Origin of the sequence: Allorhizobium ampelinum S4 (assembly GCF_000016285.1) — a bacterium.
Classification (GTDB): Bacteria; Pseudomonadota; Alphaproteobacteria; order Rhizobiales; family Rhizobiaceae; genus Allorhizobium; species Allorhizobium ampelinum.
In genome coordinates, this window is record NC_011989.1 from 2,665,919 (window position 1) to 2,692,019 (window position 26,101).

General features: G+C 58.2%; 26 protein-coding genes. 18 read left to right on the top strand and 8 right to left on the bottom strand.

Annotated elements, in window-relative coordinates; all coding sequences use genetic code 11:
• The first annotated feature begins 87 nt into the window (after nucleotides 1-87).
• Both AVI_RS12700 and AVI_RS12705 read left to right on the top strand, forming a co-directional pair.
• Complete coding sequence (locus AVI_RS12700) at nucleotides 88-375, top strand: hypothetical protein (protein ID WP_049777216.1); 288 nt, start codon at nucleotides 88-90, stop codon at nucleotides 373-375.
• 193 nt (nucleotides 376-568) lie between these two features.
• A complete protein-coding gene (locus AVI_RS12705; protein ID WP_049777218.1) occupies nucleotides 569-802 on the top strand; it encodes a DUF1059 domain-containing protein in 234 nt (77 codons plus the stop codon).
• Between the two features lie 6 nt (nucleotides 803-808).
• Here AVI_RS12705 and AVI_RS12710 read toward each other — a convergent pair whose 3' ends face one another.
• Genes AVI_RS12710 through AVI_RS12720 form a run of 3 tightly spaced genes read right to left on the bottom strand, consistent with a single transcriptional unit; the run spans nucleotide 809 to nucleotide 3,344 of the window.
• A complete protein-coding gene (locus tag AVI_RS12710) occupies nucleotides 809-2,071 on the bottom strand; it encodes a CCA tRNA nucleotidyltransferase (RefSeq protein ID WP_015916728.1) in 1,263 nt (420 codons plus the stop codon).
• Nucleotides 2,068-2,724 (bottom strand): CoA pyrophosphatase, encoded by a 657-nt coding sequence (locus AVI_RS12715; protein WP_015916729.1) that lies wholly within the window; start codon nucleotides 2,722-2,724, stop codon nucleotides 2,068-2,070. The genes AVI_RS12710 and AVI_RS12715 overlap by 4 nt, the downstream gene beginning before the upstream one ends.
• Nucleotides 2,721-3,344 (bottom strand): DUF1285 domain-containing protein, encoded by a 624-nt coding sequence (locus AVI_RS12720; protein ID WP_041696921.1) that lies wholly within the window; start codon nucleotides 3,342-3,344, stop codon nucleotides 2,721-2,723. Before AVI_RS12720 ends, AVI_RS12715 begins: the two co-directional genes overlap by 4 nt.
• A 200-nt stretch (nucleotides 3,345-3,544) precedes the next feature.
• Between AVI_RS12720 and AVI_RS12725 the strand changes: the two genes are divergently transcribed.
• From AVI_RS12725 to AVI_RS12760, 8 genes are read left to right on the top strand one after another with little or no spacing between them, the layout of a single operon-like run.
• Entirely contained in the window at nucleotides 3,545-4,573 is a 1,029-nt protein-coding gene (locus tag AVI_RS12725; RefSeq protein ID WP_015916731.1) for an AAA family ATPase, read from the top strand.
• Between the two features lie 15 nt (nucleotides 4,574-4,588).
• Entirely contained in the window at nucleotides 4,589-5,551 is a 963-nt protein-coding gene (locus tag AVI_RS12730) for a DUF58 domain-containing protein (RefSeq protein ID WP_015916732.1), read from the top strand.
• Nucleotides 5,551-8,379, top strand: a complete 2,829-nt coding sequence (locus AVI_RS12735) for a DUF4159 domain-containing protein (protein ID WP_015916733.1) — start codon at nucleotides 5,551-5,553, stop codon at nucleotides 8,377-8,379. Before AVI_RS12730 ends, AVI_RS12735 begins: the two co-directional genes overlap by 1 nt.
• Before the next feature lies 1 nt (nucleotide 8,380).
• Nucleotides 8,381-10,450, top strand: coding sequence for a membrane protein (locus AVI_RS12740; protein WP_015916734.1), 2,070 nt, complete (start codon nucleotides 8,381-8,383; stop codon nucleotides 10,448-10,450).
• On the top strand, nucleotides 10,450-10,956 hold the full coding sequence (locus tag AVI_RS12745; RefSeq protein WP_015916735.1) for an HXXEE domain-containing protein: 507 nt from the start codon (nucleotides 10,450-10,452) through the stop codon (nucleotides 10,954-10,956). The genes AVI_RS12740 and AVI_RS12745 overlap by 1 nt, the downstream gene beginning before the upstream one ends.
• Nucleotides 10,957-10,964: 8 nt before the next feature.
• A complete protein-coding gene (locus AVI_RS12750; protein ID WP_015916736.1) occupies nucleotides 10,965-11,393 on the top strand; it encodes a GNAT family N-acetyltransferase in 429 nt (142 codons plus the stop codon).
• A gap of 31 nt (nucleotides 11,394-11,424) precedes the next feature.
• Entirely contained in the window at nucleotides 11,425-11,841 is a 417-nt protein-coding gene (locus AVI_RS12755; RefSeq protein ID WP_015916737.1) for a GNAT family N-acetyltransferase, read from the top strand.
• Nucleotides 11,842-11,881: 40 nt separating this feature from the next.
• Nucleotides 11,882-12,715 (top strand): MBL fold metallo-hydrolase, encoded by an 834-nt coding sequence (locus AVI_RS12760; protein ID WP_015916738.1) that lies wholly within the window; start codon nucleotides 11,882-11,884, stop codon nucleotides 12,713-12,715.
• 112 nt (nucleotides 12,716-12,827) lie between these two features.
• Here AVI_RS12760 and AVI_RS12765 read toward each other — a convergent pair whose 3' ends face one another.
• Nucleotides 12,828-13,403: a GNAT family N-acetyltransferase gene (locus tag AVI_RS12765; RefSeq protein WP_015916739.1), complete on the bottom strand. Its 576-nt coding sequence runs from the start codon at nucleotides 13,401-13,403 to the stop codon at nucleotides 12,828-12,830.
• 304 nt (nucleotides 13,404-13,707) lie between these two features.
• On the opposite strand from AVI_RS12765, the gene AVI_RS12770 reads away from it, so the two are divergent.
• Complete coding sequence (locus AVI_RS12770) at nucleotides 13,708-14,676, top strand: glutathione S-transferase family protein (RefSeq protein WP_015916740.1); 969 nt, start codon at nucleotides 13,708-13,710, stop codon at nucleotides 14,674-14,676.
• On the opposite strand, the gene AVI_RS12775 is transcribed toward AVI_RS12770, so the two are convergent.
• Complete coding sequence (locus tag AVI_RS12775; protein ID WP_139192298.1) at nucleotides 14,658-15,161, bottom strand: NUDIX domain-containing protein; 504 nt, start codon at nucleotides 15,159-15,161, stop codon at nucleotides 14,658-14,660. The genes AVI_RS12770 and AVI_RS12775 overlap by 19 nt on opposite strands.
• 39 nt (nucleotides 15,162-15,200) lie before the next feature.
• Here AVI_RS12775 and AVI_RS12780 point away from each other — a divergent pair, with 39 nt between their 5' ends.
• From AVI_RS12780 to leuA, 4 genes are all read left to right on the top strand, one after another.
• The gene (locus AVI_RS12780) at nucleotides 15,201-16,109 is read left to right on the top strand and encodes a metallophosphoesterase family protein (RefSeq protein ID WP_015916742.1); all 909 of its coding nucleotides are present in this window, start codon (nucleotides 15,201-15,203) and stop codon (nucleotides 16,107-16,109) included.
• Nucleotides 16,110-16,341: 232 nt separating this feature from the next.
• Nucleotides 16,342-16,923 (top strand): ATP-dependent Clp protease proteolytic subunit, encoded by a 582-nt coding sequence (locus AVI_RS12785; RefSeq protein WP_015916743.1) that lies wholly within the window; start codon nucleotides 16,342-16,344, stop codon nucleotides 16,921-16,923.
• Nucleotides 16,924-17,096: 173 nt separating this feature from the next.
• Nucleotides 17,097-18,281 (top strand): benzoate/H(+) symporter BenE family transporter, encoded by a 1,185-nt coding sequence (locus tag AVI_RS12790; protein WP_015916744.1) that lies wholly within the window; start codon nucleotides 17,097-17,099, stop codon nucleotides 18,279-18,281.
• A 348-nt stretch (nucleotides 18,282-18,629) separates the two neighbouring features.
• Nucleotides 18,630-20,336: a 2-isopropylmalate synthase gene (leuA, locus tag AVI_RS12795; RefSeq protein ID WP_015916745.1), complete on the top strand. Its 1,707-nt coding sequence runs from the start codon at nucleotides 18,630-18,632 to the stop codon at nucleotides 20,334-20,336.
• Between the two features lie 84 nt (nucleotides 20,337-20,420).
• Here leuA and AVI_RS12800 read toward each other — a convergent pair whose 3' ends face one another.
• The 3 genes from AVI_RS12800 to AVI_RS12810 all read right to left on the bottom strand — a co-directional run bounded on the left by AVI_RS12800 (nucleotide 20,421) and on the right by AVI_RS12810 (nucleotide 21,962).
• Nucleotides 20,421-20,810: a hypothetical protein gene (locus AVI_RS12800; RefSeq protein WP_041696925.1), complete on the bottom strand. Its 390-nt coding sequence runs from the start codon at nucleotides 20,808-20,810 to the stop codon at nucleotides 20,421-20,423.
• Nucleotides 20,811-21,422, bottom strand: coding sequence for a Panacea domain-containing protein (locus tag AVI_RS29140; protein WP_015917611.1), 612 nt, complete (start codon nucleotides 21,420-21,422; stop codon nucleotides 20,811-20,813). It abuts the gene before it with no gap.
• A gap of 108 nt (nucleotides 21,423-21,530) precedes the next feature.
• Nucleotides 21,531-21,962: an Lrp/AsnC family transcriptional regulator gene (locus tag AVI_RS12810; protein WP_041698142.1), complete on the bottom strand. Its 432-nt coding sequence runs from the start codon at nucleotides 21,960-21,962 to the stop codon at nucleotides 21,531-21,533.
• A 122-nt stretch (nucleotides 21,963-22,084) separates the two neighbouring features.
• Here AVI_RS12810 and AVI_RS12815 point away from each other — a divergent pair, with 122 nt between their 5' ends.
• From AVI_RS12815 to AVI_RS12825, 3 genes are all read left to right on the top strand, one after another.
• On the top strand, nucleotides 22,085-23,206 hold the full coding sequence (locus AVI_RS12815) for a saccharopine dehydrogenase family protein (protein WP_015916747.1): 1,122 nt from the start codon (nucleotides 22,085-22,087) through the stop codon (nucleotides 23,204-23,206).
• A gap of 114 nt (nucleotides 23,207-23,320) precedes the next feature.
• Nucleotides 23,321-23,761 carry a YkgJ family cysteine cluster protein gene (locus tag AVI_RS12820; protein ID WP_015916748.1) on the top strand — a complete coding sequence of 147 codons (441 nt, stop codon included), beginning with the start codon at nucleotides 23,321-23,323 and terminating at the stop codon, nucleotides 23,759-23,761.
• A 205-nt stretch (nucleotides 23,762-23,966) separates the two neighbouring features.
• On the top strand, nucleotides 23,967-26,099 hold the full coding sequence (locus AVI_RS12825) for a type VI secretion system Vgr family protein (RefSeq protein WP_015916749.1): 2,133 nt from the start codon (nucleotides 23,967-23,969) through the stop codon (nucleotides 26,097-26,099).
• Nucleotides 26,100-26,101: the final 2 nt, after the last annotated feature.

Genomic DNA, 26,101 nt, shown 5'->3' on the forward strand with positions numbered 1-26,101 from the left:
ATTACAGGCCCGTTAATCGAAAATTAACATTGGCATGTCGCGTTCCCGTGTTATCCTGTCGCCTATGGAATGAGGAGGAGGATTGCAATGGCTACGCACAGCATGACTATTCCCACGGACATGACGAATTCCGCAGATCGGACCGGTCGCGACCGACTGATCGACACGGCGGAACTCATCGATCGCATGGCGCATGACCTGAAAGCGTCCAGCGATGCCAATCTGCCGCATTGCTACTTTGTCGAACAGGCAAAATTGCGGCTTGCCGGCCTTCATGGCCGCGAACACCGCGCCAACGACGCCCATAAAATGGTTAGCAAAAACACGGTCAACGGATCAAGCTCGGTGTTTTACGCCTGGGCGATGCCGGAATAAATAATCTGGCGAAACAATAGCTTATGAAGGGATGGACATGTCCCTTCATAGCAATGGCAAGAGAGCGAAAAGCCGCCAGGCGCGGCGTTTAGCAAGCTTCATGCGATAATTCCTAAATAACAGGAAGCACTGACCTTTGAGGGGTCGTTGCCAACGCCCCCTCACCGCAGCAATGCTTCGGGAGGAAAGAACCATGAAACAATTCGAATGTGGACGTCTCGTACCCGGTTGCGAATGGCATACCCATGCCAAGGAAGAAGCCGAGGTGGTGCATCGTGCGGTTGACCATATCCGCATGGTACATGGAGACAGCGTGATCCGTGAAAATATTGTCCCGACGGTCCGGGCGCGGATTATCGAAACCGGCGGCAGCCCCATGAAGGCAAACCGCCCAGAGCAAGACAATTCCGCCAACCACGCCGCGTAACAACAATCAACCCGACGGCGTCACCGCCTCTTTAAGCCGGGAAAGAAGCTTTTCCCGGCTGAAGGTGAAATTGGCCTGAACCCAGCTGTCTTCCAGTGTCGATAACACCCGACCAATCTCTGGTCCGGGCGCAAGACCGGCGGCAATGGCATCACTGCCGGTGATGGGAAAGACCGGCTTTTCGAAAGCTTGCGCCCGTTGCAGCAGCCTAAACCAGCGGGCCGACGCCGCCATGCTGGCCGTATCCCCTTCTGCCTTGGCACGGGCTGAAGCCAGCGACAGTTTCAACTGCGCGACAATGCCCGGCTTGTCGTGCCGATAGAGCAACCGGTCGAGCGCAAGATCGGCCATATCGTCCTTGATCTTCGGCGCGGTGGCAAAGCGCTGCAAAAACTCCGCCTCGGCCCGCGACAGTTTCAGCCGTTCGGCCAGTCCCTTCATCCGCTCAGGGTCATTGGGCACCATTGCCACCAGCCGCAACAGGGGCTCCCTCTGCCAATTCAGGGCCGTTTCCGTAGCAATCAGGCCCGGAATGGCATCGATCCCCCATTTTTCCGTTTCCGGCAGGATCGCCGTCAACACGCCGGATTGGCGCATCCACAGCAGCGCCCGGCCCGGGTCTTTGGCGGAAAGGAGTTTTTTCGTCTCCGACCAGACCCGCTCGGCAGACAGCCGGTGCAATTCGTCACGCGCTGCCGCACAGGCCCGCAGGCCGTCGGCATCCGGGCGTCCGCGCCCATACCAGGCAAAAAACCGGAAGAAGCGCAGCACCCGCAGATAATCCTCGGCAATCCGCAGGCGAGCATCGCCAATGAATCGCAGCGTGCCAGTTTCTAGATCTGCCAGCCCGCCGACCGGATCGATGACCTCGCCAGACGCCGTGGCATAGAGCGCGTTGATGGTGAAATCGCGCCGCTCGGCATCCACCTGCCAGTCGGTGCCAAACGCGACCTCGGCGTGGCGGCCATTGGTTTCCACGTCACGCCGCAGCGTCGTCACTTCAAACGGCTTGCCGCCGATCACCAGCGTCACTGTGCCATGCTCAATGCCTGTTGGCACCGCCTTAATACCTGCCGCCTCGGCCCGGGCCGTCACTTCGGAGGGGACAAGCGTGGTGGCAAGATCGATATCGCCTACCGGTTCACCCAGCAGACTGTTGCGCACCGCGCCGCCCACCACCCGCACCTCGCCGCCATCAGCGTTTAACAGGGCAAAGACCTTGGCTAGCGCCGCATCCTGAAACCAGGGCTGATCCGCAACCGTCGTCATGCATAAAGCCTTTCATAAAGCGTGCGCAGAATGCCTGCGGTAATGCCCCAGATCTGGCGCTCGCCATAGGGCATCACATAAAAATGCCTGGTCGTCCCATTAAAGACCTTGCTGTCGCGGCGGTGATTATCGGGGTCCATCAGGAAGGATAGCGGCACTTCAAACACATCGGCCACTTCATCCGGGTTGATGGTCAGTTGAAATCCTGGCTGCACCACCGCCAGCACCGGCGTGATGCGAAAGCCGGTGCCTGCGAGATAATGCGGCAACCGTCCGACGGTTTCGACAAAGCGCGGATCAAGGCCGATTTCCTCTTCCGCCTCGCGCAGTGCCGCCGCTTCCGGGCTTGCATCTTCCGCATCGATACCGCCGCCGGGAAAGGCGATCTGACCGGAATGCTTGCGCAGCGTTGTGGTGCGCTGGGTCAGGATGATCCGCGCATCATCGCCATCATCCACGACAGGCACCAGCACGGCGGCATCCTTCAGCCGCAAGCCTTCCAGCTTCAGCAATATCTCGGCATTCAACACATGATCGCCATGGTCGCGCCACGCGGTTTCCAGTGGCGCACCGCTCTGGCTCTGCGCCCGGCGGCGAAATTCATCGGCGGTGAAGCCTGACAGGGTCAGATTATTCCGGTTGGTTTCCGTCATGATGCCAATCCATCCAGATCCGCCGCTGGCATCACGGCAAATGTCTGCCCGCCGGAGCGGATGGCAAACATCGCCTGTCCGTCGATGTCGATGACCTCGCCCAGCGCCATCAACTCATAGGTGACGGCGCGTGACACCAGCGCCTCCAACCGTCCGCGCACGGCAAGATAGGGTTTCAATTGCTGGTGCTCGCCCTCGATCACAAACCGCAGTGGATGCTCCGGCCCGGCCTCAACGAGATCACCGACATTGGTGCGAAAGGTCAAGACAGGTTCGCCATTGCTTGCGCCAACCGTCATTTCCACGGCGACGAAATGGGCGTCTGCGACCTTGATTCCCAGTTTTTCCACAGGCGTGACCAGATAGGTCTTCCCATCCTCGTCCTTGCGCAACACGGTTGAAAACAACCGCACCAAGGGCGCGCGGCCAATCGGCGTGCCGAGATAGAGCCAAGTGCCATCGGCCAGGATTTCCATGTCGATATCGCCGCAAAACGCCGGGTTCCAGCGCTCAACCGGTGGAAGACCGGACTTGCCCCCTGCCGTCTGGTCGGCGGCACGGGCAATCATCGCAACCAATCCAGCCGCATCGCCCGCGTCATTGTTTTCATCGCCTGCCATGTTTGCGTCCCGGTTTTAACCTTATTAGACATCGAAGTGAGACATGGGACACGAGATAGTCATTTGAAACCCGCTTGTCAGCCGCCCCACGGGGAATAAGTTAGATAAACTGCGCCGATACACGTAATGATCGATTCTTCTGGCAATCGGCACAGGCCTGCCTTACCTACCAATGACGATATGAGCCAACGGAGACCGCCATGGGCATGATCAACACCACGGACACCGCGCTCGATGAAAAAGCCATCGTCGCTCTGGCTGAACAGGCCCTGGCCGAGATTGCCAGCGTGCGCGCCGAGGTCTCCAAGGTTATTTTCGGCCAGGAAAAGGTCGTGGAAAACACCCTGCTGGCCATTCTCTCTGGCGGCCATGCGCTGCTGGTCGGCGTGCCGGGCCTGGCCAAAACCAAACTGGTGACGACGCTCGGCACCGTGCTGGGGCTGGACGCCAACCGAATCCAGTTCACCCCCGACCTGATGCCATCAGACATTCTCGGCACCGAGGTGATGGACCAGGACGAGCATGGCCGCCGCTCCTTCCGCTTCGTCAAGGGACCGGTCTTTGCGCAGTTGCTGATGGCCGATGAAATCAACCGGGCCAGCCCGCGCACCCAATCCGCCCTGCTGCAATCCATGCAGGAATATCACATTACCATTGCCGGTCAGCGTTATGATCTGCCCGCCCCTTTCCATGTGCTGGCCACTCAGAACCCGCTGGAACAGGAAGGCACCTATCCGCTGCCGGAAGCCCAGCTCGACCGTTTCCTGTTGCAGGTCGATGTCGGCTACCCGGATTTGGCGGCGGAACGGCAGATCCTGCTCGACACGACCGGTGTCAGTGACAGCCATGCCAGCGCCGTACTCGACGCGCCGCGCCTGCTCGACATACAGAAGCTGGTCCGCCAAATGCCGGTGCCCGACAGCGTGGTCGATGCCATCCTGTCGCTGGTGCGCGCCGCCCGGCCCGGCCAAGGTCATACGGACACCGACAAGCATGTCGCCTGGGGTCCCGGTCCGCGCGCCGGACAGGCCTTGATGCTCTGCGCCCGCGCCCGCGCGCTCTACGAAGGCCGTCTTGCGCCATCTATCGATGATGTGCATGCGCTGGCCGAACCGGTGCTTCAGCACCGCATGGCCTTGACCTTTGCGGCCCGTGCCGAAGGCATGGCGGTGCGTGACGTGATCGCTGGCCTCATTAAGCACAACCCAATCAAGCACAGCAAAGCGTGAGGGAGCGGTAGCGTTTTGGCAGGATTTGCACCGGAAGCGATCAGAGGGCCTGTTGACGGACGGATCGTCGAGAAAACCCCGACCGGGGATGTTCTGGCCCGCGCCCGCCAACGCGCTGCCCTCATTCCCGATTGCATGGTGGAAGCCAAGCGGATCGCCAATACCGTCATTTCCGGCTGGCATGGCCGCAGAAAACGCGGCATTGGCGAAAATTTCTGGCAGTTCCGCCCCTATGCGGAGGGCGAAAGCCTGGCCGGAATCGATTGGCGCCGCTCGGCCCGCGACGATCATCTCTATATCCGCGACCGCGAATGGGAAGCGGCCCACACGATCTGGCTTTGGGCCGATCTGTCGCCTTCAATGATGTATAAATCCCGCTTCGGCAGTGTTTCCAAGGAAAGCCGGGCGCTGGTGCTGATGCTGGCGCTGGCCGAAGTGCTGGCACGGTCCGGCGAGCGTATCGGCTGCCCCGGCATCATGGAACCGATTTCCGCCCGCAACGCCTCCGAGCGGCTGGCGGCAGCGCTGATCCATGCGCCGGACCTGAGCGGCCTGCCCAATCAGGGCTTTCCCGATACCGCCATGATCCGCAATGCCAGCGATATCGTGCTGATCGGTGATTTTCTTGATGATCCCGATGCGATTATGGCGGGCATTGCACCGCTGGCCCAGCGCGGGTTGCGCGGCCATGTCATCGAGGTTGCCGATCCGGCGGAAGAACTGTTTCCCTATGCGGGCCGCACCGAATTTACCGACCCGGAAACCGGCGAAAAGCTGGTATCAGGTCGCGCCGAAAACATCCGGGAAGACTATCGCCGCGCCTATTTCCTGCGCCGTGAAGCCTTGAGCGAGGAATTGCGGCGGCTGGGCTGGAGCTTTACTGCGCATCTCACCGACCGGCTGGCCTCCGAAGCGCTGGTCAAAGTGCATATGCATTTGTCTGGCGCTCCGCAGCTTTCCCACCGTGGAGGCGCGTAATGGGTGGTCTTCCGCTTGCCTTTGTCACTCCTGCGCTGCTCGGCGCGCTCGTCGTGCTGCCAGCGATCTGGTTTCTGCTGAAACTGACACCGCCGCGCCCGCAAATGGAAGTGTTTCCACCGCTGCGCATTCTGGCCCGGGTGCTGAGGCGGGAGGAAACCCCGGCCCGAAGCCCCTGGTGGCTGACGCTGCTGCGCATGGCAATGGCAACCCTGGTCATTCTGGCCTTGGCCGAACCGGTGCTCAACCCGCGCGGCACATCGGTTGCCGGCGGTGGGCCGCTGGTTCTTGTCATCGACAACAGCTGGGCTAGCGTTGGAGATTGGGAGCGCCGCGTCGAGACGGCAAATGGCCTGATCGATGAGGCCGAAAGCAGCAATCTGCCGATTTCCCTGGTGTTGACCGCCGAGCTGACCCAGGATGCAGTCCCCGTCAATGCCGCCGCCGCCCGCGAAAAACTAAGCGCCGCCCGGCCACGGCCTTTGACGCCGGACCGCAACCGCGCCCTCACGGCGCTGACGGCAGCGTTGAAAGGAACCAAGCCCGGCACGCTGGCCTTCCTGAGTGACGGTCTCGCCGCCACGGAAGGTGAGCAGATCGGCAGCCAATTCTCCGCACTGGCCCCTGCCGAATTGCGATTAATCACCGATGACGGCAAGGCGAGTATCGCCCTGACCGGTGCCACCAATGGCGTCGATCAGCTTGTCGCCAAAGTCACCCGTTTGTCGCCTGCCGATCCCCAGCAGGTCATCGTCGATGCGCAGGACCAGCAGGGACGACCGATTGCGTCAGGCACCGCCAGTTTTGCCGCCGGGCAAAGCGTCGCCACAGCCGAGATTGCCGCCCCTTTCGAGCTGCGCAATGATTTTGCCCGGCTGAGCCTTGCCGGTTATGGCACAGCCGGTGCCGTCCAGCTATTGGATGACGGATTTCGCCGCCGCAAGGTGGCGCTGCTGGCCGGTGACGCCAATGACGAATTCCAGCCGCTGCTATCGCCGCTTTATTATATCCAGCGGGCGCTGCAACCCTATGCCGACCTGATCAAATCCAGTGACAAGGATCTGGCCAGAGCCATTCCCGAGCTGTTGCAGCAGAACCCCTCGGCCCTGATCATGGCCGATATCGGCCGCCTGCCACCGGATGTGCAGCAACAGCTACAACGCTGGCTACAACGCGGCGGCACGCTGATCCGCTTTGCCGGACCAAGGCTGGCCGCTGCCCCTGCCGATGATCCGTTGGTGCCGGTGACGCTGCGTCAGGGTGAGCGCCAATTGGGCGGCGCGCTCTCCTGGTCGGAGCCGCAATCGCTGGCTCCCTTCCCGCCCACCAGCCCGTTTGCCGGGCTAGCGCCGCCCGATGGCGTGCTGGTCAAGCGGCAGGTTCTGGCCGAGCCGACCCCTGACCTCGCCAGTCGCACCTGGGCAAGCCTTGGCGATGGCACGCCGCTGGTCACCGCCAGGGATAGCGGTGCCGGGCGCATCGTGCTGTTCCATGTCAGCGCCGAGGCCAGCTGGTCCAATCTGCCAATTTCGGGCGATTTCGTGGAAATGCTGCGCCGGGTCGTGCAGATGGCCCATGCTAGCGGAACCAATACCGGTAGCAATGCGACCGCCGCAGCCGCCAGCCTGCCGCCCTACCGGCTGCTGACCGAGCATGGCGGACTGACGGCGGAAGCCAGCAATGCCAAACCGCTGGAGCTGGGAGCTAAACGCCCGCCTGCCGCAACATTTGACAATCCACCCGGCCTTTACGGCTCCGAAGATGGATTTTCTGCCCTCAACCTTCTGCCAGCAGGTGCCGAGTTGAAACCGTTAAACCTCGATGGCGTGACGGTTCCGGTGGTGCGCGAGCCGCTGGCCGGAGCAAGTGCTACACCGCTGAAGCCGCCGTTGCTGGGTATCGCACTGGCCCTGTTCATCATTGACAGTCTGGTGGTGCTTGCCATGGGCGGCGCCTTTGCTCGGATGCCGAAAGCCCGGATCGCCAAAAGCGCTGGTGCTCTCGTGGTGCTGGCCGCAGCGCTGGCCTTGATGCCTGCCGACCGCAGCTTTGCCACTGACGCTAAACCCGGCGACGACATCCTACTGCAACGGCTGGACACCACCCATCTGGCCTATGTGAAAACCGGAGAGCAGGACGTCGATAGCATTTCGGAACGGGGCTTAAGTGGGCTCACCGAATTTCTCACCTATCGCACCACGCTGGAGCCGGGCGCGCCGGTCGGGCTGGACATTGCCAAAGACGAGCTGTCGCTTTACCCGATCATCTTCTGGCCGATTTCTGCTAGCGCGCCGATGCCAAGCGCCGAGTCCATCAGCCGGATCGATGCCTATATGCGCTCCGGCGGGACCGTGCTGTTCGACACCCGCGACCAATTGGGCAGCATGGGTGGGCAAGGAGACGCCGGGACCAGCGCCAATGGCGAGCGCCTGCGCGAGATCCTTGCCAATATCGATATTCCGCCACTGGAGCCGGTGCCGAAGGACCATGTGATCAACCGGTCCTTCTATCTGCTGCATACCTATCCGGGCCGCTATACGGGCAGTCCGCTCTGGGTCGAGGCACGCCAGGAGGCACGCACCAGCCAGAACGGCCTAACTTCGGGCGGTGACGGTGTGTCGCCAATCATCATCACCGGCAATGATTTTCTCTCCGCCTGGGCCATCGACGCCAATGGTGTGCCCATGCTGCCGACCGTGCCGCCCGATGAAAACCAGCGGGAAATCTCTTACCGCGTCGGGGTCAATATCATGATGTATATGCTGACCGGCAATTACAAAGCCGATCAGGTCCATGTTCCGGCCCTGCTGGAAAGGCTGGGTCAATAAGATGAGCCTGTCCTTCTCCCCCTTCCTGCCTCTCTGGGCACTGGCCGCGCTGGCCTTGCTGGCGCTGGCCGTCGCGGCTATCGGCTTTCGCCGTGGCATACGCGGGGCAACGATCCGGCTGATCGCCTTTGCCGCCTTGATCGCCGCCCTCGCCAATCCGCAGCTTCTGTCTGAGAACCGCGACAAGCTCTCGACAGTGGTGCCTGTGATCGTTGACCGCAGCCAGAGCCAGACCGATATCGCCAGCCGCAAGGCGATGACCGATCAGGCCCTGCAGGGCGTCAAGGATAAGCTGGCCCGCTTCCCCGGCATAGAGCCGCGTATTGTCGAAGCCTCGACGCCGGAAAACGCCGACACGCCATCGACCCGGCTGTTCGAAGCGCTATCCTCTGCAATATCCGACGTGCCGCCAGCGCGGGTTGGTGCTGCGATCTTCATCACCGATGGACAAGTGCATGATGTGCCGTCCAACCTGAAGACGCTCGGCATGGATGCGCCGGTCCACACGCTGTTGACAGGCAAAGCCAATGAATTCGACCGGCGCATCGAAGTGGTGCGCGCCCCCCGTTTTGGCATTGTCGGCCAGAACCAGGACATGTCGCTGCGGGTGATCGATGAAGGGGTGAAGGGCAGCCAGCCCGCCACGGTGACCGTGCGGATCAACGGCCAGGATGGCGGTTCGTTTACCGCCGTGCCGGGTGCGGAAACGCCCTATTCCTTTGCCGTGCCACGCGCCGGTAGAAATGTGCTGGAATTTTCCGTCTCAGGCCTGCCCGGCGAAGTGACGGAAACCAACAACAAGACCGTGCATCTGATCGACGGCATCCGCCAGAACCTGCGGGTGCTGCTGGTGTCAGGCGAACCGCATGCTGGTGAGCGCGCCTGGCGCAACCTGCTGAAATCCGATGCCTCGGTGGATCTGGTGCATTTCACCATTCTTCGGCCACCGGAAAAGCAGGATGGCACGCCGATCAACGAGTTGTCGCTGATCGCCTTTCCAACCCGCGAGCTATTTGTCGAAAAGATCAGTGATTTCGACCTGATCATCTTCGACCGCTACCAGCATCGCGGTGTGCTGCCGATCCTCTACTATGATTATATCGCCGAATATGTCCGCAAGGGCGGCGCGCTGCTGATTGCGGCTGGCCCCGAACATGCCGGTCAGGATTCGATTGCCATGACCCCGCTGGCCTCGGTTCTGCCCGCAGCCCCAACCGGCAATATGCAGGAGGGTGGCTTTTATCCGCGCCTGTCGGAGATCGGCAAGAAACATCCCGTGACCCGCGATCTCGATGGCGCCGCATCCGAGCCACCGCATTGGGGCCGCTGGTTCCGCAGCGTCGATGTCGATCCGCCGCAGGGTGAAACGGTCATGACCGCCAATGACAAGCCGCTGCTGGTGCTGAACCGCGCAGGCCAAGGCCGCGTCGCCATGCTATTGTCCGACCAGGGCTGGCTCTGGGCGCGCGGCTTTGAAGGTGGCGGCCCGCATGTGGCGCTTTACCGCCGCATCGCCCATTGGCTGATGAAGGAACCAGAACTGGAGGAAGAAGCGCTGACGGCGCGGGCCAGTGGCCGGATGCTGACCATTACCCGCCAGACCATCGGCAATGACCCCGGCCCCGCCACCATCACCAGCCCCTCCGGCAAGGTGCAGGACGTGACCTTGACCCAGACCGAACCGGGCCGCTTCACGGCGGAACAACGGATGGCGGAAACCGGCCTGTTCACCATCGCCAATGGCGAATTTTCCACCCTCGTCCATATCGGCGCGGTGGATGCGCCGGAATTCAAGGCGATGATCTCCACCCCTGACATCCTGAAACCGGTATCAGACGCAACCCACGGCCTGATCAAGCGGCTGGACAACGGGGCCAGCGGTGTATCCGTTCCCGACATCCTGCCCGTCAGCGGCCCGGTCCGCAGCAGCGACGGCGAGCGCATGGCCATCCGTATGACCAGCGAAACCCTGCTGAAAGGCGTGGACACCCTGCCCTTGTTTGCCGGTTTCGGCGGATTGGCTCTGCTGCTGTTTGCGGTTTCGGCCATGTGGTGGCGCGAGGGACGGTGATGAGTTCAATACCGCGGTTTTTTGTGTGGGCTGCGGTTTTGATATTTGTTCTGCATAATGTTGAAGAGGCGCGTGGTATTGCGATTTGGGCTGAAAAAAGCCGGTCAACCTGGCTTGTACGGTGGTACAAAACATATCCGTTTTGTGTTGCTGTAACACTATTATCGATTGCATTTTTGATGCTCGCCGCTTGGCTGCTATGGACGGGAAGCCATCTTGCATTCACGCTGTTCACATTGAGCTATGCTGCCATTTTCGCGAATGCCATCAGTCACATCGCAAACGTGATTTTCACGAAAAATCCGCTGCCTGGCGGCTGGACTGCTGCATTTTTGATTTTTCCTTCAGGTGTCTGGTTTGCTCACTATGTCATTGAGAAGGTGATTTTCTCTGGCTATGATCTGTTACTGCTCCTCAGTGCTGGAGCAGTTCTGCAAGTTCCTCTCGCTCTTGTTGCTCTTTTGTTAGCTCATGGGATAATTTGGTTATTGTATAAACATAAATGAGATTTGCGATGACGAACGATATTTCGCTTGCAGTTTTGGATGAGGTGCCGTCCGACACCCAAACCCTGATCTCCGGCTGGCTGACAGCTCATAATGATGTGATGTTTGGTAAAACGGGTGGTCATAAAAGCCTGTTTATCCCCATTGAGCATCATGATGGGGAGATTTTGGGCGGATTGATTGGGCGCACCGCGAGAGGCTGGCTGGATATCGACATTATGTTCATTCCAGAAGCGCTTCGTGGCCAAGGCCTTGCAGGAAAATTGCTGGCTTTGGCAGAGAATGAGGCGTGCAAGCGTGGTTGCAAAGGCGCGCATATTCAAACCGCCAATCCGGTTGCGACAAAGGCCTATCAAAAATATGGCTATGAGGTTTTCGGGACAATTGAGCATTTTATCGACAACTTTGCGCTTACGATGATGGTGAAGCGGTGGTGATTGCAGCTCTGTGGCGGCATGAGGGACGGCGATGGACAAATTGGTGCTTGAGATTTTTGATGACGTGCCCGAAGACGCCCTTGAAACCATTGAAACGGCAATACTCGATTTTAACAGAGAACATCTCAGTCTACGACGAAAACTTTTCATCCCGCTTAAAGATCAGGATGGAATCGTTGATGGTGGTTTAATCGGATACACAGGTAGAGCCTGGCTTTATACGGAATTGTTGTTTGTCCCCGAATATCGTCGCGGTCAGGGGCTTGCCAGTCAGTTGCTTATGCTGGCCGAAGGCGAAGGCAGAAGGCGAGGATGCAAAGCTTCTATAGTGGATACCATGAATCCAACTGCCCGACGGCTCTATGAAAAACTGGGGTATGAAACATTTGGCAGTCTGGCAGACCCGGCAGAGAGCTACAGCGTCACCTGGATGAGAAAACAGCTGTAAGCCTCGATATTCGCTTGTCCCCCCGTCCAAGGAACTCCCCATGTCCCCCTATCACTTCACACTTGGAGCAGCGCAGATCTTCGCCCTTCAGGATGGCATTCTGACCGCCGATGTCGGCAAGCTTTATCGCCGCAATGGCGAGCCCGTTGCGGAGGGGTTTGCAGATGCCGCGACCTCGCTGTCCGTCAACTGCTTCCTCATCAAAACCCCTGAACGGACTGTGCTGATTGACGCTGGTTCCGGCCAACTCTTCGGGCCGGACCATGGCAAGCTTTCTGCCGGGCTGAACGCACTCGGCCTCAGCCCCGCCGATGTCGATGACATCATTCTCACCCATATTCATGCCGATCACACCGGCGGGCTGGTGCGCGATGGTGCGCCGATTTTCCCCAACGCCATGGTCCACGCCGGCCGCACTGAAGCGGGTTTCTGGCTGTCGCCGGGTGCTGCCGATGCGCCTGATGTGACGGAGCGGGTCAAAGGCCAGATCGGCCGGGCGCATCTTTGCCTTGACCCGTATGAGGCCGAGGGACGGCTGACGATTTTTGACGACAACGGGCCGATCTTTCCCGGTTTCAGCGCCACATTGCGTGCCGGTCATACACCCGGCCATCTGGCGATCCGGTTTGAGAGCGAGGGGACGGCCATGCTGTTCGTCGGCGATATCGTCCATGGCGAAACGGTCCAGTTCCGCGAACCCGCCATCACTATCGATTTCGATTATGATCAGCCGAGTGCCGCCAAGGCGCGCGCGCAGGTTTTCGAGCAGGCAAGCGATGCGGGCCATCTAATTGCCGCCGCCCACCTTCCCTTTCCCGGTGTCGGTTCCATCAGGAATGAGGCAAAAGCCTATCGTTTCGAAGCGTTGGGATAACGACATCGGTAAGACGCCCGATCGTCTCGGAAACCGCTAACCAATATGGTTACGCTGCCATGCGTTTTAAAAACGTATGGCAGCGTAACACTTTAAATCTGCTGTAGTCGTTTCAGCCGTTTGCAGCCAGACGCAAGGGCTCGCACTCGTCGATATCTTCGATAGTATCGAGAGCAATGACATCTTGGCTATCACGCCAGCCAATCACGCCCTTTAGCCGGGCATGCACATCCTCAGCCAGCGGCACGACCAGCACCCGACCGGGATCGACCGGACCGGGGAATGCCAAGGCATTGTAAGCGATTTTTTCAAAGCCGAGCGGCATATAGTATGGCGGATCGCCGATCAGGATCACCGCTTCAGAACCGCTCCGCCTCGCGGCTTCAATGGCAATGCGCACCAGTTCCCGGCCAATGCCCAGGCATTTATGGGAGGGGCGCACGGCAAGCGGGCCGAGCATATGGCCTTTGACTGTTCCGGCCAGCACCGGGGTCATGCGCACCGAGGCAATGGTTTCGCCCTGATCGGCGCAGACGAAGGACAGCGTGCGATCATGCGGGCCCTGCTCCCGAATACGGGCAGCGGCTCGTGTAAACCGGCCAGGGCCGAAAGCTTCCGAGTTGATGAGTTCGATAATGGCGTCGTGAGACGCATCCTCGGTGAGGTAGACGAGATCGTGCTTTTGCATGAAGACCGGAACCGTATAGCGAATTGCGCAGGAGTGTTCACACCATCACAGGGATGGTCGAGAGCATCAGCGTCGTCGCAGGTTCCGGCAGAAGGTCATGGGATCACTGTCCAATTTCGATGGCAATTTGCATAACAACAAATTTTCCGACCGTCTATAGCATCGTGCAGAAAAACGGTTTCCACGTTTCGGTACGATGCTTTATCCCAAAACACACTGTTCATCAGCCAAATCATCGCAATTCCTCGCCAGCATCGCATATAAGAACAACGGAAATTTGAAACAGCGATGGAAGGAAGAGCCGATGGGCATGCTGGTTGATGGTGTCTGGAGCGACACCTGGTACGATACGAAGGCCACCAAAGGGCATTTCCAGCGCTCGGCCAGCCGGTTTCGCAATTGGTTGACCGCTGATGGCGCGCCGGGGCCAAGCGGCGATGGCGGTTTCAAGGCCGAGGCCGGGCGTTACCATCTCTATGTGTCGCTGGCCTGCCCCTGGGCGCATCGCACGCTGATTTTCCGCCAATTGAAAAAGCTCGAAGCGTTAATCTCAGTGTCCGTCGTCCATCCGCTGATGCTGGAAAATGGCTGGACGTTTCAGCAGGACGGCGCGGCCACCGGCGATCATCTGTTCGGTGCGGATTATCTCTGGCAAGTCTATCTGAAGGCCGATCCGCAGTATAGCGGCCGGGTCACGGTGCCGGTCCTTTGGGATAAGCATTTGAATACGGTGGTCTCCAACGAGTCCGCCGAGATCATCCGCATGTTCAACTCCGCCTTCAATGCGCTCACAGGCGATAGCAAGGATTTCTATCCCGAGCCGCTGCGGGGCGAGATCGATACGCTGAACGACCGCATCTACGACACCGTCAATAACGGCGTCTACAAGGCGGGTTTCGCCACCACGCAAGAGGCTTATGAAGAAGCGATTGCCCCGCTGTTTGAAACCCTGGACATGCTAGAACAACGGCTTTCCTCCAGCCAGTTCCTGATCGGCGATACGCTGACCGAGGCGGACTGGCGGCTGTTCACCACGCTGGTGCGGTTCGATGCGGTCTATGTCGGCCATTTCAAATGCAACATCCGCCGCATTGCCGATTATCCGGCGCTATCGGCCTATCTGTCGGCGCTCTACCAATGGCCGGGCGTGGCGGAGACCGTCAATATCGACCATATCAAGGGCCATTACTACGGCAGCCACAAGACCATCAACCCGACGGGAATCATACCGGTTGGCCCGGACCTTCCCTTTCTTCACCAGAAATCGGCGTAAGGCCCATCCGTGACAAGCTCCGCCAGGCGACGGCGGGTGGCGGGGCTGATTCCCTCCGGGAGAGCGTCGAGGGCGAAAAAGCCCGATTCGGCGATTTCCCGGTCCGGCAGGCGCGGCGCGGTCTGGCGCACCAGGGTGCGGTAAAACAACACATGATCGCGGCGGCTGGCGGTGCGGTTCAGGTAGGATTGCAACAGAACGGGCGGCGCGGTCATCAGCAGATTGCCCTCTTCCCGCAATTCCTTTTCCAGAGCTTGGCTCGCCGTTTCGCCGCGCTCCACCCCGCCGCCGGGCATGTACCAGCCGGGAAGATAGGTGTGCCGCACCAGAAAAATCCGGCCATCCTCATCAAAACAGGCGGCCCGCACCCCAAGCGTCATACCGCGTGTGATGGCGAAATAAACGTGTAACAGCCGCACCACACATTTTTTCACGGAACTCAACCGGCTGTCATCCGGTTGAGACCCTGATGGATACAGTGTCATCGCGCTTGCCCCGCTGCCCGGAAAGTATAGATAAGGTTCATGTTCAAACTCGCCCATATATCCGATATCCATCTGGGACCTATGCCACATCTCACCTTTCGAGAATTGGCATCGAAGCGCATCACAGGCTATGTCAACTGGCACCGCAACCGGGCAAAACATATGGTCTCCGGCACGCTGGAGGCTTTGGTGGCCGATATTCACGCCAAAGCCCCTGACCATCTGACCGTTACAGGCGATCTCGTCAATCTGGCATCCGGGCTGGAAATCAACAAGGCCGCCGAATGGCTGCGTACGGTCGGCCCACCGGCCACGACATCGGTCGTGCCGGGCAATCACGATGCCTATGTGCCCGGCGCCCACGAAAAGGCAATGCATGCCTGGTATGACTATGTGCGCGGCGACACGGACCCGGACATCTGGCGCAAGGATTTCAAGCTCTGGCCGACCTTTCGCCGCCGGGGACCGGTCGGGCTGATCGGTTGTTCCACCTCCATCGCCACCCCGCCCTTTTCCGCCAGTGGCTATTTCAGCTCGCGCCAGGCCCGTGAAACTGCCCAATTGCTGCGCCAAGCTGGCGAAGAAGGCCTGTTCCGGGTGGTGCTGATCCATCATCCCCCTGTTCGGGGTGCCGCCTCGCAGCACAAGCGGATGATCGGCATCCGCCGCTTTGCCGCAGCGATCTCGCTGGGCGGGGCCGAACTGGTGCTGCATGGCCATACCCATCTCAACACGCTGAACTGGCTACACAATCGCCATGGCCGCGTGCCGGTGGTGGGTATTGCCTCGGCCAGCCAGGGGCCGGGCAACAAAAAGCCGCAGGCTGCCTATAACCTGTTTTCGATTTCCGGCGCATCAGGGGCGTGGGTGCTGGACTGGGAACGCTATGCGCTGACGGGTGATACCAGCGAGGTATCCCTGACCCATAACCAGAGATTGTCGGGCTGAAACGCCGATATCAGCAATCCCATCGCCGAACCGCGGCGCTGAAAAATCGATATACAGGATCAACTTCCTGTTCACCGCGTCCACGCTTGCCTTTTTCCGGCATTGTTTTAAGCCTTGATAAGCACTATTTGCATAGGAAGTGGTAAGCGTGCCGTCCGCAGACTATCGGTCATCATGATGGCTCAGGACGCGGTCGGTTCGGGTGAGCAAAACGCAAATGAGGAATTGCCGAATGAACGAAGAAGACGACGACAAGAGCAAGGAACTGCCGCTCGGCAAGGAAACGGAAGCGAATCTTTTCAAGTCGCGATCGATCTTCATCTATGGCGGGATCACCCAGGAACTGGCGCAGAAGGTCTGCACACAGCTGGTGGCTCTGGCTGCCGCCAGCGACGACGACATCCGCGTCTACGTCAATTCTCCAGGCGGCCATGTCGAATCGGGCGATTCGATCCATGACATGATCAAGTTCATCAAGCCGAAGGTCTGGATCATCGGCACCGGCTGGGTCGCCTCCGCTGGCGCGCTGATCTATGTTTCGGTTCCGAAGGAGCAGCGTCTTTGCCTGCCCAATACCCGCTTCCTGCTGCACCAACCCTCGGGCGGCACACGCGGTATGGCCTCGGATATCGAAATCCAGGCCCGCGAAATCATCAAGATGAACCAGCGCCTGATCAAGATCTTCTCCAAGGCCACCGGCCAGACAGAAGAAAAGATCGCCAAGGACATCGACCGCGATTACTGGCTCTCGGCTGAAGAAGCCAAGACCTACGGCCTGGTGTCGAAGATCGTCGAAAGCCAGTCGGAAATCTGATTTTACAACCATGACGATACAACCCCGTCGGAGCAATCCGGCGGGGTTTTGTTTTATGTGCCTGCCATCGCAAATGTGTTTCGATACGTACCCGTTTGCCCCATCTCAGCCTTGCGTGTTTCATTAGAACCTGATGTTCCAGCCGGATCGATACTGGTGCCGGGACCATCCGCATGCTGAAACAATTTTCTCCGCAAAGCCTGTTTATGGGTCTGCTGGTTGCCTTCGTCGGCTTTGCCAGTTCCTTTGCTGTTATCCTGCAAGGGCTGAAAGGGGTTGGGGCCAGCGATCTGCAGGCGGCCTCCGGCCTGATGGCGCTGTCGGTCTCCATGGGTATTTGCGGCCTTATCGTTTGTCTCAAGACGCGGATGCCGATTTCCATTGCCTGGTCGACGCCCGGTGCCGCTCTGCTGGTCACCGCCGGTGTGCCGCAAGGCGGTTTTTCAGCAGCAGTCGGGGCGTTTCTGGTCTGCGCCGCGCTGATCATCATTGCCGGGCTGTTCAAGCCGCTTGGCCGGGCCATTGGCGCCATTCCCGCCCCGCTGGCCAATGCCATGCTATCAGGGGTGATCGTCGGCCTTTGCTTTACACCGTTCAAAGCTATCGAAGAAAGCCCGCTGCTCGGCCTGCCAATCCTGCTGGCCTGGGCGATTGTCGACACCATCAACAGGCTCTTTGCCGTTCCCGCCGCTCTTGCTGCCTTCGTTCTGGTCCTGGTGTTCGCCGTTCCCCTGCCCGACGGCGCATTCTCGGCACTGAGTGACTCCCTCGTGCCGCCAGTTGCATTCGTGATGCCGACGTTCACATTCGCGTCGATGGTTTCCATCGCATTGCCCCTGTTTATCGTCACCATGGCTTCACAGAACATTCCAGGCATCGCCGTGCTGAAAGTGCATGATTACCACCCAAGGCCGGGTCCACTTTTCACCATCACCGGCCTGTTCACCGCCCTTGCCGCGCCCTTTGGCGGCCATGCCATTAATCTCGCCGCCGTCACAGCCGCCATGGCGGCGGGCCATGATGCCCATGCCGATCCGCAGCGGCGCTATTGGGCGGCGATGATCGGCAGCGTGGGGTATCTGGTCCTCGGCCTTTTGGCCGGCGTCGTCACCTCCTTCGTCGGGCTAGCACCCCCAATCCTGATCGAATCGGTCGCGGGTCTGGCGCTGATCGGCGCCTTTTCCGGGTCGATCGTTTCGGCTTTCCGGGAACCCACGACCCGCGAGGCTGCCGCCGTCACCTTCCTGGTCACCGCGTCGGGTATCTCGCTTCTCGGCATTTCCGCCGCCTTCTGGGGATTGATCGGCGGCCTGGCCATGCTGGGGCTGACGCGGTTCGCCATCCGGCTGCGGCGCTGACCGTCATCCGCAGCCTTGATGAAAATTGCCCTTGCCAGCCCGGAAACCGCTGATTATAGATTGAAGCATGAAGACATCGGGCCATTCCATGACGAAGACTGCACAGCGAGGCAATTTTAGCCACGCCGCAGCTTTGCGCGCCCTATCCTCGCTTCTTCTTCTCGACCTTATCCGCGGTTGCCGGGTCCATTGAGGAGCGCCCGGCGGCCGGGTTAGCCGTCGCAGGCGATTGCTCCTCACCACTCCACAATTTTGACTATTGACCCCTGAAGGGGCCGAATTTTGCATTCGCATGCGGCACTCGAACCGCTATAAGCCGGGCATATTCGGGATGAGAAGAGAGCGAACATGTTGAAGAGCAATTCCGTGCACAAGGGCATGCCCGACGCGGCAAGCAAATACCGGCCCTACCCCCAGATCGACATTTCCGACCGCACCTGGCCGGGCAAAACCATCACCCAAGCGCCGATCTGGTGTTCGGTGGACCTGCGCGACGGCAACCAGTCGCTGGTCAACCCGATGGGCCACGACCGTAAGGCCCGGATGTTCCAGTTGCTGCTGGAAATGGGCTTCAAGGAAATCGAGATCGGCTTTCCCTCGGCCTCACAGACCGATTTCGACTTTGCCCGCTGGTGCGTCGAGCAAGGCAATGTGCCTGATGATGTCTCCCTGCAAGTGCTGGTGCAGTGCCGCCCGGAACTGATCAGCCGCACCTTCGAGGCCCTGGAAGGCGCCCATAAGCCAATCATCCATTTCTACAATTCGACCTCGGAATTGCAGCGTCGCGTGGTGTTTGCCAAGGACGTTCCTGGCATCAAGCAGATCGCCGTCGATGCGGCGAAAATGATTATCGACATGGCCACCAAGGCTGGCGGCGGCTACCGGTTTGAATATTCGCCGGAAAGCTTTACCGGCACCGAACTGGACGTGGCGCTGGAGATCTGCAACGCAGTGATTGCCGAGATCAAGCCAACCGCCGACAACAAGCTGATCCTCAACCTGCCCTCGACTGTGGAAATGGCGACGCCGAACATCTATGCCGACCAGATCGAGTGGATGTGCCGCAATATCGACAACCGCGAAAACGTCATCATCTCGCTGCATCCGCACAACGACCGCGGCACCGGCATCGCCGCCACCGAACTGGCGCTGATGGCAGGTGCCGACCGGGTGGAAGGCACGCTGTTTGGCAATGGCGAGCGCACCGGCAATGTCGATGTCGTGACGCTGGCGCTGAACATGTACACCCAGGGCATCGATCCCGAGCTGGACTGCTCGCAGATCGAGCGCATCAAGGATGTCTACGAATATGCCAATGAAATGACCATTCCGGAACGCCATCCCTATGTTGGCGAACTGGTCTATACCGCCTTTTCGGGTTCACACCAGGATGCGATCAACAAGGGCATGAAGGCAGTGAAAAAGGCCAATTCCCCGGTCTGGGAAGTCCCCTATCTGCCCATCGATCCACAGGATGTCGGCCGCTCCTACGAGGCAATCATCCGCATCAATTCCCAATCGGGAAAAGGCGGCATCGCCTATATCCTGCAACAGGATTACGGCATCAACCTGCCGCGCAACCTGCAGGTGGAGTTCCGAGAGGAAATCCAGCGCATTACCGATGAAGAAGGCGTGGAACTGCCCTCCAAGCGGATCTATGACAGCTTCATCAGCCGCTATATCGACCAGCTCGAAGCCCGGCTGAAATTCGTCGATCACCACACCTATCCCGACACGGCCACCAAGGGCGTGCGGATCGTCGCTGCCGAAATCAACGATGGCGGCGAAGTGAAGCGGATCGAAGGCAAGGGTAACGGCCCGATTGACGGTTTCGTCAACGCGCTCTCCACCTATCTGGGCATCGAGATTTCGGTGCGTGACTATTCCGAGCACTCTCTGCAACACGGCTCCAACGCCGCGGCCATCGCCTATGTGGAAATGGATCATCCCGGCGGGCGGCTGTTCGGTGCCGGTATCAACCAGAACATCGTCACCGCCTCGCTGGAAGCCATCGTCTCGGCCGCCAACCGGGTGTTGGACGCAAGGGCGAAGTGATTAAATCAAACACGGCGGGAAATAAAATTCCCGCCGTGTTTAAAAACCACCTTTATGAATAAATAACACCATCTGCATTATCGATTAAGCTCCGGATAACGCACGCAATGTTGCAATAAGTTGAGTCTTGTCTTTTTCCGTCATTGACGTCAAACCTTGCGCAAACACCAAAAAATCAGCGGCAACATCATGCGGCAGCTTGCATTTAGAAACTGGTTTCAAAGGACGAAGGCGACCGTCTGTACGCCTAATGACCGTTGGGCAACTAAACACCGTACGACCGCTACGAGATTTCGGCAAATCCGGTATTCTGGAGCAATCGACGGCAAAATGATCAAAGAACTCACCTTCCGAGTTCAAAAACATCAAGGAATACAAGTCTTTCTCGGCGTCAAAACAAAAGCAAAAATGATACTTTGCCTTCCCGGCCACATCACTTTTGAAATATACTATGTCGCCAACAGAAAAAAGCATTTATAATTTTGAAATATCGCTGAGCTCACGAGCACGCTCAAAGTTAGGGCTTTCGAACAAAAGGCCTAGGCTCATAGGAAACTGCTTCCGTTCGCTCTCATCCTCCCATGCATCAATATAAGCTGGATCATCATGAGTTAGACGACGGATCTGACCAAACGATAAACTTAAAACCGTAGAAACCGCGTCTTCTATCGCCACTTTATCGCTTGGCGATAAAACCTCGTCAACAGAGCTTATATCGGGGTCGCTGTAATATATCTTTCCGCCGTCTCCAGCCTCCGAATTCCAGGGCAGATGGTCAAGTTCATATCTTTTGAGCGTAGGCCCATCATTCTTTAAAACATTATAAGCAGTGCTCGGAACCGGCCCGTGCTTCATAGCCACATAACGGTCAGAAGACACAAGACGTCCATATTTATTGAGATGGGTCCGATCCGCTAAAAACAGGCTTTTTACAACATCATATTGCGTAGGCTTCTTTGATTTCCGTTGAGCCGTAAAAATTACATAACTAACAGCCGCCAATACCCGTTCCAGGTCTGGATTGACAGCGACTACCTCTGCTTTCTTCCGATCAGCACCAGACATGCCATCCACCACTAATAACATCTAAATCATCATTATACATGTCCTATGTATAGGACATTAATGATTCGAAACCAAGGCCCCCTTAAAATGGCACGTGGCCGATTCAGCTTAGGTATTTCGAAAGTCCTCTCACCGGGCAATCCGCGTCGATAGAATGATCGACGACAGCGTCCGCTCAACCCCCGACAGTTCCCCAATCCGGTCAATCAGCCGGTCCAGCTCCTGGATTGAGGGCGCGGCCAACATGGCGATAAGGTCGTAAGGACCGTTGACGGAATGCAGCGCCGTCACCTGTGGGATGGCGGCCAGCTCTGCCGTGACGTTGGTCAATGCCTTGGGTGCCATGGTAATCATCACATGGGCGCGGATCAGCCCGCTCTGATAGGCGTCCGATAGCCGAAGCCCGTAGCCGGCAATCACCCCTTCCCGCTCCAGCCGTTCCAGCCGCGCCTGCACCGTGGTGCGCGACAGGCCGAGGCGACGCGCCAGCGTGGCCACCGGCATACGGGCATTTTCGCCCAACAGCGCCAGCAATTCACGGTCCTTATCGGAGACCTGCATTATGCTCAATCCTTTTGGCAAATCGTCCATTATTGTAAGCGAAAACGCTCATTTTGCCACTGTGAATCGACAGGAATCGGCTCCACACTGAAGGCTCGTCAATAGCATCAGGGGAACGATCAATGAAAAACATTTCCATCATTGGCGCGGGAAAGATCGGCGGGGCAATTGCCCATCTTTTGGCGGAGACCGGCGATTACCGGGTGACGGTTGCCGACCGTAGCGCCGAACAATTGGGCAAACTGGCCCTCCACCCCGGCATCGCAACGGCTTTGGTTGATATTACTGACAGCAAAGCCCTTGATGCCCATCTTCACGGTCAGTTCGCCGTTCTTTCCGCCGCCCCTTTTCACCTGACCGGCGCCATTGCCGAAAGTGCGGGGCGCAGCGGCTGCCATTACCTCGACCTGACGGAAGACGTAGCGACCACGAAAAAGGTGGAGGTACTGGCGGAGGGTGCGCGCACCGCCTTTATCCCCCAATGCGGCCTTGCCCCCGGCTTCATTTCCATCGTCGCCCATGATCTGGCGCAGCGCTTCGAGACGTTGGACAGCGTGCGAATGCGGGTCGGCGCGCTGCCGCAATACCCGTCCAATGCGCTGAACTACAACCTGACCTGGAGCACCGACGGGCTGATCAACGAATATATCGAGCCCTGCGAAGCCATTGTCGAGGGCCGGATGATCAGCGTGCCTGCGATGGAAGAACGCGAGGAGTTTTCACTGGATGGTGTGACCTATGAAGCCTTCAACACGTCAGGCGGCCTCGGCACGCTGGCGAAAACCCTGGAAGGCCGGGTGCGGACCATGAATTACCGTACCATCCGCTATCCTGGCCACCAAGCGATCATCAAGGCGCTGCTCAACGACTTTAACCTGAAGAACCGCCGCGACGTGCTGAAGGACCTGTTTGAAAACGCCCTGCCCGCCACCATGCAGGATGTGGTGGTGATTTTCGTGACCGTCTGCGGCTGGCGCGAAGGCCGCTATATGCAGGAAACCTATGCCAACAAGGTCTATGCCGGGACCGTAGCGGGCAAGAAAATGAGCGCCATCCAGATCACCACCGCCGCCGGTATCTGCGCCGTGCTGGACCTGTTGGCGGAAGTCGCGCTGCCGCAATCCGGCTTCGTGCGCCAGGAAGAAATCAGCCTCGACGCCTTTCTCACCAACCGCTTCGGCCAGCTCTATCAATCGGCAGCCGCCCCGATAGCCCGAAAGCGCCACGAATACGCAGCGGCATAAGCGAAGACACGACCTCGCCTCATCAGGACAATCGTTTCAGGGTGAGGCGCATGGCGTGGGCGGTTGCCTTATGCTACGGCAGGTTTTCCGTTTCCAAGCTGCAAAAACCGCCCCATGCCCGTCGAAATTCCCTCAGCCCCGGCCGCTCTGCCCGTTCGCACGTGCGGCACCTGCACGCTCTGTTGCCGCCTGCCGGATATCGACGCCTTGGCAAAACCCGCCAATACCTGGTGCATCCACTGCACAGCCGGGAAAGGCTGCACGATCTACTCCGAGAGACCGCAGCTCTGCCGAGACTTTCTCTGTCTCTGGATGAAAAGCGACAGTCTTGGCCCGGAATGGGAACCGGCCAAGGCAAAGATGATGGTCTACACTCAAGGTCCACAAATCACGGTCTTGGTCGACCCGGCCTTTCCGCAGGTGTGGCGTCACGAACCCTATGCCAGCGCGATGCGCCGCTGGGCAGCCGACGCGGAAACGACCGGAGGTTATGTCATCGTTTTTGTCGGCGAAGATGTGGTCAAGATCGATGCTAGCAAGACGCTGGCCGGTTAGACTTTGCACAATTCCTCATCGCCTTTTCCGTTCGCTAATGATCATTCGCAACCGAAAAAACAAACATATCCGGCAACACAACCAAAACCTTGACCTTTCGGAAAGCTAGTCTAATTTCGCCATAGGGATGGCGTGTTTGAAACAGTTCGGGCGGGCCATCGATATTGCATTTGATATTTTAAGACGCAATCCCGGGGGCCTTACGATGTTCGACGATATATTGACTGCCGATTTCATTCAGGCCAGCCGTGTCTTGAAAGTCTCCTCCCCACTGGGTGAGGATCAATTGCTGCCGGAGCGGATGAAGGTAGATGAGGGCGTCAATCGTCTGTTTGAAATCACTCTGCATGTCCGCGCCAAGCGTGAAGCGGTCAAACCGGAAGAGCTTATCGGTAAGCTGGTCGATATTTCCCTGGAAATCCGCCAGGGCGAGTTGGGCGAAGATGGCCTGCGCCGCCCGTTCAATGGCTTGGTGACCGATCTTGAGGAAGGCCCGCCGGTCACACGTGGGTTACGCTCCTACACGCTCACCATCCGTCCGCAGATGTGGCTGCTGTCACGCCGCTCCGATTGCCGGATCTGGCTGGATATGACATCGATCCAGGTGCTGGAAACGTTGTTTTCCGAACATGGCCTGCCGCAGCCGGATATCGGCTTTCTACAGAACAAACCACCGGCACAAGGCTATTCTGTCCAATGGCAGGAAAGTGACCTCGACTACTTGCTTCGCCGGTTGGAAGAAGATGGAATTTTCTATTGGTTTCAACATGATAAGGGCATTCATCGCCTGAGAGTGACAGACCACCAGATTGCCTGGTCAAAGGCCTCGGCCAGCGCGGAAGGCGATGACACCGTGCGGATCGCCCAAGGCTCTTCCGACCGCAACCACATCACCGAATGGATGCGGCGCTTCAGTTATGTCCCCGGCCAGCGCGTCGATGCCGACTGGAATTTTGAAACGCCGAACTTCATTCCGCGCTCGCAAACGCCCTCTCTCGTGGAGTTGCCGGGCAATGCCAAGCGCGAGCTTTACAACTACCCCGCCCGCGCCGCCGACTACCTCGAAATGGAGCGTGTCGGCAAATTGCGCGCTCAGGCGACCCAGGCGGATCACGAACGGGTCAAAGGCCAATCGACTGTGCGTGTGCTGGAGCCGGGACGACGCTTCAACCCCTATGAAGAACCCCACCCGGAACACAAATACGAAGAGCATGTGATTACCCGGATCACCCATTGGGTGGTGGATCGCTCCTATGAAACCACGGAAAATCAGCCGGAATATATCAACGAATTCGGGGCTATCCCCTCGCGCATCCCCTTAACCCCGCATCGCACCACCAAACGCCCCCGCATCGAAGGCGCGCAGGTGGCCATTGTCGCAGGCCCCTCGGGGGAAGAAATTCATCCGGATAAATACGGCCGGATCAAAGCCTGGTTCCCCTGGGATAGACGCGCCAAAAAGGACGGCTCCGACACCTGCTGGATCCGCGTTTCCCAAAGCTGGGCCGGCGGCCTCTGGGGCTCCCAGGTCATCCCCCGCATCGGCATGGAAGTGATGATCGCCTATATCGACGGCGACCCTGACAGACCGCTGGTAACAGGCGTCGTGCCGAATACGAACAACCCGGTGCCGTATGATTTGCCGGCGAATAAGACTCGGAGTGTGTTTAAGACAAAAACACATAAGGGCTTTGGCTCAAACGAAATCCGCCTTGAAGATGAAAACGGCCGAGAGGAATTTTACATCCATGCTCAACGCGATAAAAATATTGTAATTGAAAACGATTTTACGAAAATTATAAAAAAAGATTCAGCAACAAAGGTTGAAAGAGATAGTTCAGACATCGTCACAAACAACAAATCCTCCTATACAGGTGGAAATCATGAAATAAACGTTGGCGGAAATATAAATATATCCGCCGGAAACTACTCGAACATACAGCAAATTGTAAAAAAAATAAACTACAGTGGCGACAAAATTGGAAAATTTATAAAGAGATTAAGCCTTCCTCGCCATCAGAGCGTAGGTCAAGGATCTCTCAACATTTCCGTGCAGAACACCAAAATGGAAACAGTCGGAGTCAATTCAACTGAATTGATTGGAGGCATAAAAAGTCAATTCGTTAAATTTGTTAGCCGAATCCAAGTTGGCCGCGACTATATTATAGCCGTAGGCCATGAGCACCACGAGGTAGTAGGAAAGATACGCACAATTAAGTCGGGCGAAAAAATATCCTTAATATGCGGAAATTCTAGAATTGAGATGACAGAAGATGGATCAATCCTAATTGAAGGCAATCAGATAAAAATTAAAGGCGATAAAATAAATCTAAATTGACG